This is a genomic window from Bacteroides sp. 44_46, assembly GCF_001915465.1.
Lineage (GTDB): Bacteria > Bacteroidota > Bacteroidia > Bacteroidales > Bacteroidaceae > Bacteroides > Bacteroides clarus.
The window spans coordinates 361,546-373,509 of record NZ_MNQO01000002.1; the positions used below are offsets into that span (position 1 = coordinate 361,546).

An 11,964-nucleotide genomic window follows, 5' to 3' on the forward strand; every position below is an offset into this window, starting at 1 on the left:
TTGACTAAAAATCATCATTAAATCGCTGCATTTGCATGTTCAGGCGTGATAAGCCTGCTTTTCGCTCTTCTAATTCGGTTACGTAAAGCGTTGTAAGGACATAATAGGGGAGATCCGCTTTGCCAAGATGAGTCAAATCTTTTTTGTCCACGCCGTCTACGATACGAGCTTCGGCTTGCGCTTTCAACGCCCAATCGAGAGCGGTGGCAATGCTGTCCTGCATCTCATAGCCGACAGCGAGATTGTAGGCTGCCTGCATCTTTTTCTTCCCTTTCTTGGTGGCGTAGGTCTGCTTCCACAGCTCGATGGCCGTACCCCATTTCTTATCTCCGGCATATACGGCGGCGTCACGCATGTTTACGGAACCGCCGCAGAACAGATAACGGTTGGCGGTTTTCCAATATGGCAGCAACTTCTTTACAGGGATGCTTCCGGCAAACTCAGAGGCTTGTTTTATCAAATCTTCCTCATTGATAAGGTGGCTCTGTACGAAAGGTCCGTTTCCCGTTTCTTCCCAAAAGATGCTGTCCTTGGCGCTGATGGTCACCATAGGCGTACTGCGGTCGGGCAGATAAACCCTGACGGTGGGATACACTTTGGCATCCACCGTTCCCTGGTAAATACCCCAGCTTTTCAGGTAACTTATTCTCCGGACGGCACGTATCTGTACATTCTCCAATGCAATGAGGAAATCCACGTCCAGCTCATGTGCCAGCCGGTTCACTTCTGTTTCCGATAAAGCTCCCTCACGTGGAGTGACATCATGGGCGCGCAAGGCCGAATCACAGATAACCACCTCATTGAAATAATTCTCATGGGCAAGAGCTTCTGCAAGGGCCTCGGCGGTAATGGCGCCGTTACCGTTGTAATAATCTATCTTACGGGCTATCTCAAAACCGTCTTTCTTTTTTTCTTTGGCAAGAATCGGTTTGTTGTCCGGGACTTCAGGCATGTTATTGACAATGGCTACCCGTTTCAAACTCGGCGGGAAACTTACATCCGCCGGTAACATATAATCTATGGCAAGCGGTTCGACGGTTTGGCAACCCGCCAAAAGCATCAAACAAGACAGTAACAGGTAATAAGAGTATTTAGTCATAGCCTTTTATTCTTAGTTCTAAAAAACAAAAGTAATCTTTTACTTGAATAAATAAAAGCCCCGAACAGTTTTTAACCGTTCGAGGCCTTTATTATACCGGTTGGTGATTGACGGTCAGTGATTGACGATTAGTGATTATCAGTCAGTACCCGCACTAAAGCGCTCCCCTAATCACTAATCCCTAACCCCTAATCGCTTTTTTTACGCATTCTTTCCGTGACAATTCTTGTACTTCTTGCCGCTTCCGCAAGGACAAGGATCGTTACGTCCTACCGTCTTCTCTGCGCGGATAGGCTCGCGCTTCTGCTGTTCGCGCGTATCCTGTTGGGCGGCGGCTTGCTGGTTCGGATCGTTCAAGTCCTGCTTTTGTTCGCGGTACTTGCTTAAATCCTGACGTTGCTCGGGAGCGGCCTGACGCACTTCCTGCGGTTCCTGTACCGGAATTTGTCCGCGCATCAGGATAGAAACAGTCTGGTTGTTTATCTTGTCTACCATGGTGTCGAACAGGTTTACGGACTCCAGCTTGTAAATCAACAACGGGTCTTTCTGTTCGTAGCTGGCATTCTGTACGGAGTGTTTCAATTCGTCCAGTTCGCGCAGGTTCTCTTTCCATGCCTCGTCGATAACGTGCAGCAGGATGGACTTCTCGAATGATTTCACTACTTCCTTGCATTCGCTGTCGTAGGCGGCTTTCAGGTTGCAGGAGATGTTATACATACGCTTGCCGTCCGTAATGGGAATCAGGATGTTTTCGTACATGTGTCCCTGGTTTTCGTACACCTGCTTGATAACCGGATAAGCGATTTGCGCCATACGTTCGGTTTTGCGTTTGAAGAGTTCCATAGCAGCGTCGAATGTCTTGTCGGCCAGTTTCTCTTTCTTCTCGTTACGGAATGCTTCTTCCGTGAAAGGAGTTTCCATGGCAAGCGTCTGGAGCAAGTCCATTTTGCAGTCCTCATAAGTAGGAGCTTCGATGGCGTTGACGCAACGGTCCCAAATCATGTTCACAATATCCATACCGATGCGCTCACCCATCAAAGCGTGGCGGCGTTTGGTGTAGACCACGGTACGTTGTTTGTTCATGACATCATCGTATTCCAGCAAACGCTTACGGATACCGAAGTTGTTTTCTTCCACCTTCTTCTGCGCACGTTCGATAGACTTGGAAATCATGCTGTGCTCAATCATTTCGCCTTCTTTGAAACCGAGTTTGTCCATTACGCCGGCAATACGGTCGGAAGAGAACAGACGCATCAGGTCGTCTTCCAAAGACACGAAGAATACGGATGAACCGGGGTCGCCCTGACGTCCGGCACGACCACGCAGCTGGCGGTCTACACGACGTGACTCGTGACGCTCCGTACCGATAATGGCAAGACCGCCCGCGGCTTTTACTTCCGGGCTCAGCTTGATGTCCGTACCACGACCCGCCATGTTGGTGGCGATGGTTACGGCGCAGCTCAAACCGGCTTTGGCCACGATGTCGGCTTCTTTCTGATGCAGTTTCGCATTCAATACGTTGTGCTCGATTTTGCGCATGGTCAACATCTTGCTCAGCATTTCGGAGATTTCAACGGAAGTGGTACCTACCAGGACAGGACGTCCGGCTTCTACCATCTTCTCGATTTCTTCGATAACGGCTTTATATTTTTCGCGTTTGGTTTTGTAAACGCGGTCATTCATATCGTTACGGGCAATGGGGCGGTTGGTCGGGATAACGACTACATCCAGTTTGTAGATGTCCCAAAGCTCGCCTGCTTCCGTTTCGGCAGTACCGGTCATACCGGACAGCTTGTGATACATACGGAAGTAGTTCTGCAAGGTAATCGTCGCGAAAGTCTGTGTGGCGGCTTCCACCTTCACGCCTTCTTTGGCTTCGATGGCCTGGTGCAAACCGTCGGAGTAACGGCGGCCTTCCATGATACGTCCGGTCTGCTCGTCCACAATCTTCACCTGACCGTCGATTACCACATACTCGTCGTCTTTCTCGAACATGGTGTAAGCCTTCAGCAACTGGTTGATGGTATGTACACGCTCGCTCTTGATGGCGAAGTTAGTCATAAGGGCGTCTTTCTTGGCAAGGCGTTCCTCGTCCGTCAGGCTCTTTTCATTTTCCAGCTCGGAGAGTTGGGCGGTGATGTCGGGAAGCACGAAGAATGTGGGGTCTTCGGAGTTGCCGCTAATCAAGTCTACACCCTTGTCGGTCAGGTCTACGCTGTTCAGCTTTTCATCGATTACGAAATACAGCGGGTCGGTAACCTCGTGCATACGCTTGTTGTTCTGCTCCATGTAGATTTCCTCGGTCTTGAGCATACCGGCTTTGATACCCTGCTCGCTGAGGAACTTAATCAACGCCTTGTTCTTCGGTAAACATTTATGGCTGCGGTATAATGCAAGGAAACCCTCTTCCTGTTCTTTCTTGTCGTTTGAAGCTATCAGGCGTTTGGCATCGGCAAGGTATTGCGTGGCCAGTTTTTTCTGTGCTTCCACCAGACGTTCCACTTGCGGACGGAGTTGCTCGAAAAGCTGGTCGTCGCCTTTGGGAACCGGGCCTGAGATAATCAGCGGAGTACGGGCGTCGTCAATCAATACCGAGTCGACCTCATCCACGATGGCGTAATTGTGCTGACGCTGTACGAGGTCTTTCGGGCTGATAGCCATATTGTCGCGCAGGTAGTCGAAACCGAATTCGTTGTTCGTACCGAAAGTAATGTCGGCAAGATAAGCCTGACGGCGTGCGTCGGAGTTGGGCTGGTGTCTGTCGATACAATCCACGCTCAAACCGTGGAACATATAAAGCGGGCCCATCCATTCGGAGTCACGTTTTGCCAGATAGTCGTTTACGGTTACCACATGCACGCCGTTTCCGGTCAGTGCGTTGAGGAATACGGGTAGGGTAGCCACCAGAGTCTTACCTTCACCGGTTGCCATTTCCGCAATCTTGCCTTTGTGCAGTACCACGCCGCCAAACAACTGTACGTCGTAGTGCACCATGTTCCATAACGTGTCGTTACCGCCGGCTACCCAGTGGTTCTGATAAACGGCCTTATCGCCTTCGATGCGTACAAAATCTTTGGTAGCGGCCAGATGGCGGTCGAATTCCGTAGCGGTTACTACGATTTCTTCGTTTTCGGAGAAGCGCTTGGCTGTTTCCTTTACGATGGAGAAAGCGACGGGCAATACTTCATCCAATGCTTTTTCGTAGATATCCAGTATTTCTTTTTCTATCTTGTCTATTTGAGCGAAGACTTCTTCGCGTTCTTCCAGTTCGATGCTCTCAACGCTTGCTTTTAGTTCTTCCACTTTGGCGCGTTGTTCTGTTGCCGAGTTGCGGATGTATGCCTTCAATTCTTCGGTTTTGGCGCGCAGGGCATCGTTGTCCAATGCGGCTACTTCCGGATATGCGGCTTTTACCTTGTCTACCCACGGCTTTATCTCTTTCATGTCGCGGGTGGCTTTGTTGCCGAAAATCGAGCTTAAAAATTCATTAAATCCCATTATGTATTTGTTTTTATTGTTATTTACTAAGTTTATATGGCGTGCAAAGTTACTGATTTTGCAACAGATAACGTAAAGTTACACTGATTATTTTAAGGGGTTGCCGCGGGGGATAAGGAGTTTTACGGAAATATAAAACTCTGCAGCTCTCTGTACCGGCCTTTATCAATAATTGAGCGGTGTGGCTGTGCACGCATTGGGAGCGCGAATGCGCATCGCGCTTGACAGGGTGGGAGCAACGCGGTCTACGGCGACCGGCATGCGGATTATTTCCGGCTTTATTCCTTTACCGAGAAGTATGAGGGGGGCGGGTATGGCGGCGGCACGCACCACGCGGTTGTCATTGCTGTTTTCCTGCATGACAGTCCAGCCCGGCAGAACTTCGATAATCAAATCGCCGGAGCGGTGGCGGTGAAAGCCGTTGCGTATGCGCTCTATCTGCGGCGACCAGGAGCCCAACAGCAAGTGGTAGGCGGAATATACCTTGTTTACTCCGCTGAACTGTACCAGAAATTCTGCCGACTTTTGCTGCATGTCGGCAAGATTCAACTGCTTCTCTTCTATTAATTTATGATTGAGATATATCTGTTGATTATAATAGCCTTCTACGTATTGCCCTTCACCGTAAGTCGCCATCAGGTACATGTTCAGCAAAGTGGCGCAACGGTTCAGATAGAATTCTCCGCCGGGAATACGGTAGATGCCTATATCTGCTCCGTCCGGGTCGGTATATCCCGTAGAGGCGATGCACAACAGCACGTTTTGCAGACCCACCTTGCGTTCCAGCATATCCAGCAGATGAGCGATGCTTTGGTCTAAGCGGGCGTAGGTGTCTTGCATTTCCATGGCGCACTCTTGCGTGCTGCGGTGATTGTAGTTGCCTGCATAATAGGTGATTGCAAGCAAATCCGTTATTTCGTCCTTGCCGATATTGCTTTTATCCAGTAAATCTTCCGCCACTCGGTTCACTTCATCGTTGATGAGCGGGCTGGTTATCAACCGGCGGTATTTGTTGTCCTTTTCTGTTTCGAACTTGTATTTGAAAGGGATGGTACGCCATTCGGGCAGGAATGTATAGCTTGTGACGGGGTGGAGAGGGTTCCACTCCATTTCCTTGATGCGGAAGTCGGGTGATTGCCCGTCATTGTATTGGCTCAGCCACCAGGGATATTCGCCGTAATAGGTTGTACCGCACCATTTGCCGGTTTTATGGTTCAGCCAGAACGCGCCGTTGCCGCTATGTCCCGCCGAAAGGACGGCGGCATCACGGAAGGGGGCGATGGAATATACCAATGCGGCGTTTTTGGTGGCTATTTTAAGTTCGTCGGCAAAAGTGGAAGTCAGCAGTTGTGTAGGGGCGGTGTTCTGGTCGGTATAGTTACCCATGAAGGCTGAATCGTCTACGCAATTCCTGGGACGCAAGGTTTTCGGGTCGAACCAACGTTCGGCTATGATGCCGTTCATAGACGGTGTGGCGCCCGTATAAAAAGCGGCGATGGCCGAGGCGCGGTCGGTGACGTTGAAAGAATATTCCGCCTGGCGGAACACTTTCCCTTCCCTTAACAGCCGCTTAAAGCCCCTTTCTCCATACAATGACGAGAATGCTTCCATGTAGTCCGTGCGCAGTTGGTCTATTGTCAGCGTCACCACGAGCTTCGGAGATGGTGGCAACGGCTGGGCTTGCAGGCTGCCGAATGTCAGCGCGAGTATGGAAGTTATCAGTCCTTTCTTCATTATTTCTTATCGTATGTGAGAATTAGGTTGCTTGCAGAACGTATCAGCAAACAAAGTGCCAAAGGTAACACTGCTAACGGAAATCTTTGCGGTATTACGAGCCAAAGCAATATAAAAAGTGTTAAAACTATGAAGTTTGCCAGCATATAGCGGCTTCTTTTCCTTTTTCGCACTCTGTTCAGCATGCATGGCAGGCAGAAAAGATGCAGCGGGTGGAATACAAACAGCAGATAATTGGGGCTGACGGCAGGGTGTTGGGAGAACAGGGCGAGGAACGCCAATATACATCCCGCCGTTCCGGCGGCAAAAAACAGTGCCAAATCAATTCCCCAAAGCGTTTTCTTCCGGCGTATTCCGTAGATGGTGGCGGCCGCGGTCAGTATAAACAGGAGTAAAGCGGCCTGCATCGGGGTGAAGCCGTCGGAAGGCTGTTCCGCTTCTTCGCTTCCGGTCATTATTATTTTCTCTTCATTCAGTACCAAAGGACGTGCTTGTCCGTCTTTGTTTACAATACGGGCTTGATTGAAGTAGTCTTGTACATAGAAAGGGACAAACATCATCAGTCGGCGGTTGATGATTTTGTCAGCCCGGCTGCCCATGCATAGGTCCATGCCGAAACGCGACCAGGGATGTCCCTCGCTGTATTTGTGCAACAAGTCGCGAAAGGATGTACCGGTGTTCGTATCGGTCATATTGTCAGCATATTGCAGGCTCCCGTCAATGGATTTTTCTATTAAGTCGCGTGGGCGGGTGGCACAGTTGTCATAAAAGAAATTGTAACGGTATACCCGGTTTTCGGGGCGATAGTTTTCTTCGAGCAAGGCTATCAGCCTCTCTTTTTCCTGCGGGGTGAGGTTCAGCTCTTGTTGCCAGACATCGCGTTCCAGATAGTGATATTCGGCGGCAAACCGTTCGTAACTGTTGACACCCAACTGATAATCCGTTTCACCCAAAGCGAAACGGAGAATGAAGTTCGGCGCGTTGAAGTTGAAGATGCCGTAATTGAATACGGCGTCAATGCCACGCGTATGGTTTTCGTATCGTATGGCGGTATGTCCGAAAAGGGAGTATATTTCTTCGCCCGAGGCGCATGTCAGCAGGCTGATGCGTATGGAATCCGGAGTGTCTCTTTTGTGTTCTTGCGCTTGCACGGCGATGAAAGGCAGGCAGAGGAAAAGAAAAATAAGTATGCGGAAAGCCGGTAAGGAGAATTTCATTTGTCTTTTTTTTATTATCACTGATTTGAATCGGGGTCATATCTTGTAATTCGTTACAAAGATACGCTTTAAATCTTAATACGGCAATTATTGCGGACACTCCTTTCGTCTTTTTTACATCTGCATCCCGTTTCTTTTCGCGCTATACCCAAACCGTTTTTTGATGTACGTCATAACGGATTTCCACTGTGGTGAAAAACTTTTTTCAAGTACTATAAAAATCGCCGTATATGCGGAGGGGGGTATACCCTCCTCTGTCAATCGTGATAACATCGGCGATTTTTCGGAAATAAAAAGAAAAGATAATGCGCGCATACGGGCGAGCCTTAAGATTTATGCGTGGTTATATATAAGGGAAAACCTGTAAACTTAGTGTAACGCGCATGTAAAACAATCGAAAAAAGTGCTATCTTTGCCCCGCTTTAAATATATGCAGAATGAATCTTATAATCGATATAGGCAATACCGTTGCAAAGATAGCGGTGTTTAAAGACAAGGACATCGTCGAGGTGTTCTACGATTCCAATCAAACGCTTGAAAATCTGCCGGATATCTGCGCGAAATATGCCGTTGAGAAAGCCATTGCGGCTACCGTTATCGATCTGAATGAGCAAGTGTCGGCGCAATTGGCGCGTTTGCCCGTTCCGCTGTTGTGGCTGAATGAAACAACATCGCTTCCGGTAGAGAACCTGTATGAAACTCCCGAGACATTGGGGTACGACCGTATGGCGGCTGTGGTGGGCGCCTATGAACAATTTCCCGGAAAGGATATTCTGGTGATAGATGCCGGAACTTGCATCACTTATGAGTTTGTAGATGCCGCCGGCCGCTATCATGGCGGGAATATCTCGCCGGGTGTGCAAATGCGCTTTAAAGCACTTCACGAGCTGACAGGGCGGCTTCCGCTGGTGTCACGCGAAGGGCGGCGGCTGCCGCTGGGTAAGGATACCGATACGGCAATGCGCGAAGGAGTGCTGAAAGGCATGGAATATGAAATTTCGGGCTACATAATGGCCATGAAGCATAAATATCCTGAACTTTTGGTTTTTTTAACGGGCGGCGATGATTTTTCTTTTGATACAAACTTAAAAAGTATCATCTTTGCAGACAGATTTTTAGTGTTGAAAGGATTAAATAGAATTTTAAACTATAATAATGATAGGATATAGACAAACACTCTTGGTGTTCTTGCTCATGATGTTGTCCGGAGCGGCAATCGCTCAAAATAATACGAATTCTCCCTATACACGATACGGATACGGACAATTGGCAGACCAAGGTTCAGGTAATAGCAAAGCCATGGGTGGTATTGCATACGGATTACGGGATAAATACCAGGTGAATTTCGCTAATCCGGCATCCTATACGGCGATAGATTCGCTTACTTTTATTTTTGACGGCGGTATCTCTTTGCAGAACACGAACTTCAGTAACGGTACGGTGAAGCAAAATGCCAAAAACTCCAGTTTCGACTATATTACAATGCAATTTCGCCTGGGTAAATGGGCGGCCATGAGTTTGGGACTGCTGCCTTATTCCAATGTGGGATATAGCATGGGAGAATATCGGGAAGACGCGAATTATCCTTCACAGTCCAGCGCGTTGCAATATTACGGAGACGGCGGACTGCACCAGTTATATCTGGGGGCCGGATTTAAAATATTTAAAAATCTTTCCGTTGGCGCGAACATTTCGTATCTTTGGGGGGATATAACGCATACGAGAGCCATGACATTCCCGAACAACTCGTCTACCTTGCCGCTGACTACGGTGACGGGTACGTCCATACAAAGCTATAAGCTGGACTTCGGCGCGCAGTACACGCAGGCGTTCGGCAAAAAACATGAAGCTACTTTGGGAGTGGTATTCTCGCCGGGACATGACTTGGGTAACGATTCGTACGTGCAAGACCAGCTGGGCGATAGCAATACGGGAGCTACGATAAATACCCGGGACACGGTCGCTACGTTCGGCAGCCCGATGAGTTTCGGCATAGGTCTCAGCTATGTATACGACAAGCGTTTGACGGTAGGCGCCGATTTTACTTTCCAGAAGTGGAGTTCGGTTACTTACATGAATGCGAAGAACGCTTTCTGCAATCGTACGAAGATAGCTTTAGGCGCCGAATTTCTGCCGAATCCTTTGGGAAGAAGTTATTTGGCGCATGTGAAATACCGTTTGGGAGCTTATTATTCCCAGCCGTATTACAAAATAAATGGCATGCGTGCCGCCAATGAATATGGAGTGACTGCCGGTTTCGGACTTCCTATTCCGCGTACGCGTTCCGTATTGAGCCTCTCGGCGCAGTATGTAAGAACCGAAGGCAAGACAGCGGCGTTTCTCAATGAAAACACATTGCGCGTCTGCATCGGGGTGACTTTTAACGAACGCTGGTTCTTCAAACGGAAAGTCGATTAATGTTGAATGGTGAAAATAGACAATATAACAACTAAAATTTAAATACAATGAAAATTAAAACGCTTGTCGCTGTTTTGCTCCTTTCGGGTGGAGTAACCAGCACTTTCGCACAAAGTGATTGTAATGCCAATAGTAGTATCTCGCATGAGGCGGTAAGAGCGAAAAATTTCAAGGACGCTTACGCCCCTTGTATGGAAGTTCTGAAAGACTGTCCGACACTGAGATATTACACTTATACCGATGCGCAAAAGATTCTCGTTGGCTTGATGAGCCAGATTAAGGATCGTAATTCTGCAGAGTATAAGAAGCTGTTTGACGAACTGATGGCTGTACATGACCAGAAAATGAAGTATATTCCTGAATTTGCTACGAAGATGAAGGGTGTACCGAGTGTTGCGTCTGCGTTAGGTACAAAAGCCGTGGATTATCTGCAATATTCACCGGCTCCGGATTTGAACCAGGCTTATGCATGGTTGAAGGAATCCGCTGAAACCGCTAAAGGTGAATCTGACGGTGCCGTATTGCACTATTTTGTAGATGTGTCCATGCAGAAAGTAAAAGCCGACACTAATCACACAGACCAATTCTTCCAGGATTATATCAACGCTTCACAGTACGCTGACGATGCTATTGCAGCAGAGGATAACGCTAAGAAAAAAGCCGTGTTGCAGACAATCAAGGACAATTTGGTAGCTATGTTCGTGAACAGCGGTGTAGCCGATTGTGAGTCCTTGCAGAATATCTACGGTCCTAAAGTTGAGGAAAACAAGTCCGACTCCGCTTTCCTGAAGAAGACCATTACCATCCTGAAGATGATGAAGTGCAATGAGAGCGAGGCGTATTTCAAGGCTTCCGACTATCTGTATCGTGTTAACCCGAGTGCGGATGCTGCCGTAGGCGTAGCATATATGTACTACAAGAAAGGTGACTACGACACTGCTGTGAAGTACTTCGACGAAGCGCTGGGTATGGAAACCGATAACGCGAAGAAAGCCGAAATGGCTTATGCTACCGCTGCCGCTTTGTGGCAGGCCAAAAAGCTGTCTCAGGCAAGAAGCTATGCTCAGAAAGCCATCAGCTTCAATGAAAGCTACGGCGAGCCTTACATCCTGCTGGCTCAAATGTACGGTTCAAATCCTAACTGGAGCGACGAACCCGCTTTGAACAGATGTACTTATTTTGTTGTTATCGATAAGCTGCAACGCGCTAAAGCTGTAGACCCGAGTGTTACAGACAAAGTTAATGAACTGATTTCAACGTATGCGCGTCATACTCCGCAGGCTAAAGACCTCTTTATGTTGGGTTACAAAGCCGGTGACCGTATCACGATCGGCGGTTGGATCGGTGAGTCTACAACCATCAGATAAGCATATGTCGCTACAACCCCACGTGGTCGGACATAAGAATATGAGCATAACCATTGCCCTTGGGGTAATGGTTATGCTTCTTTTATTTTCTTCCTGTTCCGGACGTAAAAAAGAAATGGGAGCCGCCATTACCGAACGCGATTCATTGCCGGTTATGGATACTAAAGGTGTTACAACGCTGATTTCCGATTCGGGCATTACCCGCTATCGTGTCAATACGGCGGAGTGGCTGATTTACGACCGTAAGAACCCGCCTTATTGGGCGTTCGAAAAAGGCATTTACCTGGAAAAGTTCGATTCGGTGTTTCATACCGAGGCCAGTATCAAGGCCGATACGGCTTATTATTATAATAAGAAAGAGTTGTGGAAGCTGATGGGGAATGTGCATATACAGAACCTGAAAGGAGAGAAATTCGATACGGAGTTGCTGTATTGGGATCAGAACAAAAAACGTGTGTATTCCGACCGGCGGGTACGTATAGAACAACCCGACCAGATAATCTATGCCATCGGCTTTGAGTCGAATGAGCAATTAACAAAATATCGTTTCTTCAAGACGGAAGGTATCTTCTATGTGGACGAGGAGAGTACCACGCCTTCCGATACGTTGAGGACGGACAGCATCAAATGA

The 11,964-nt window shown here is 48.2% G+C and carries 8 protein-coding genes; 4 read left to right on the top strand and 4 right to left on the bottom strand.

Annotated features, from left to right (window positions below; translation table 11 throughout):
- Positions 1-4: 4 nt before the first annotated feature.
- The 4 genes from BHV73_RS02610 to lnb form a co-directional block, all read right to left on the bottom strand.
- Positions 5-1,099, bottom strand: a complete 1,095-nt coding sequence (locus BHV73_RS02610; protein ID WP_022217610.1) for a DUF6340 family protein — start codon at positions 1,097-1,099, stop codon at positions 5-7.
- Between the two features lie 201 nt (positions 1,100-1,300).
- Positions 1,301-4,597 carry a preprotein translocase subunit SecA gene (gene secA, locus BHV73_RS02615; RefSeq protein WP_009122489.1) on the bottom strand — a complete coding sequence of 1,099 codons (3,297 nt, stop codon included), beginning with the start codon at positions 4,595-4,597 and terminating at the stop codon, positions 1,301-1,303.
- Positions 4,598-4,762: 165 nt separating this feature from the next.
- Complete coding sequence (locus tag BHV73_RS02620; protein ID WP_278424267.1) at positions 4,763-6,331, bottom strand: alkaline phosphatase family protein; 1,569 nt, start codon at positions 6,329-6,331, stop codon at positions 4,763-4,765.
- Positions 6,331-7,548: a lipoprotein N-acyltransferase Lnb gene (gene lnb / locus BHV73_RS02625; protein ID WP_009122487.1), complete on the bottom strand. Its 1,218-nt coding sequence runs from the start codon at positions 7,546-7,548 to the stop codon at positions 6,331-6,333. The genes BHV73_RS02620 and lnb overlap by 1 nt, the downstream gene beginning before the upstream one ends.
- Before the next feature lie 437 nt (positions 7,549-7,985).
- On the opposite strand from lnb, the gene BHV73_RS02630 reads away from it, so the two are divergent.
- The 4 genes from BHV73_RS02630 to lptC are packed head-to-tail and all read left to right on the top strand — an operon-like array spanning position 7,986 to position 11,964.
- Complete coding sequence (locus BHV73_RS02630; protein WP_087412797.1) at positions 7,986-8,717, top strand: type III pantothenate kinase; 732 nt, start codon at positions 7,986-7,988, stop codon at positions 8,715-8,717.
- Positions 8,704-9,966 carry a BamG family beta-barrel-assembly machinery protein gene (bamG, locus tag BHV73_RS02635; RefSeq protein ID WP_009122484.1) on the top strand — a complete coding sequence of 421 codons (1,263 nt, stop codon included), beginning with the start codon at positions 8,704-8,706 and terminating at the stop codon, positions 9,964-9,966. Before BHV73_RS02630 ends, bamG begins: the two co-directional genes overlap by 14 nt.
- A 47-nt stretch (positions 9,967-10,013) precedes the next feature.
- Positions 10,014-11,333, top strand: coding sequence for a tetratricopeptide repeat protein (locus tag BHV73_RS02640; protein WP_009122483.1), 1,320 nt, complete (start codon positions 10,014-10,016; stop codon positions 11,331-11,333).
- Between the two features lie 4 nt (positions 11,334-11,337).
- Positions 11,338-11,964, top strand: a complete 627-nt coding sequence (lptC, locus tag BHV73_RS02645) for an LPS export ABC transporter periplasmic protein LptC (RefSeq protein ID WP_022217606.1) — start codon at positions 11,338-11,340, stop codon at positions 11,962-11,964.

Excerpts from the sequence above, each read along its gene's own strand:
- bamG (WP_009122484.1), top strand. The coding sequence starts at position 8,704 with ATGATAGGATATAGACAAACACTCTTGGTGTTCTTGCTCATGATGTTG.
- secA (WP_009122489.1), bottom strand. The coding sequence starts at position 4,597 with ATGGGATTTAATGAATTTTTAAGCTCGATTTTCGGCAACAAAGCCACC.
- lnb (WP_009122487.1), bottom strand. The coding sequence starts at position 7,548 with ATGAAATTCTCCTTACCGGCTTTCCGCATACTTATTTTTCTTTTCCTC.
- BHV73_RS02630 (WP_087412797.1), top strand. The coding sequence starts at position 7,986 with ATGAATCTTATAATCGATATAGGCAATACCGTTGCAAAGATAGCGGTG.
- lptC (WP_022217606.1), top strand. The coding sequence starts at position 11,338 with ATGTCGCTACAACCCCACGTGGTCGGACATAAGAATATGAGCATAACC.
- BHV73_RS02640 (WP_009122483.1), top strand. The coding sequence starts at position 10,014 with ATGAAAATTAAAACGCTTGTCGCTGTTTTGCTCCTTTCGGGTGGAGTA.
- BHV73_RS02610 (WP_022217610.1), bottom strand. The coding sequence starts at position 1,099 with ATGACTAAATACTCTTATTACCTGTTACTGTCTTGTTTGATGCTTTTG.
- BHV73_RS02620 (WP_278424267.1), bottom strand. The coding sequence starts at position 6,331 with ATGAAGAAAGGACTGATAACTTCCATACTCGCGCTGACATTCGGCAGC.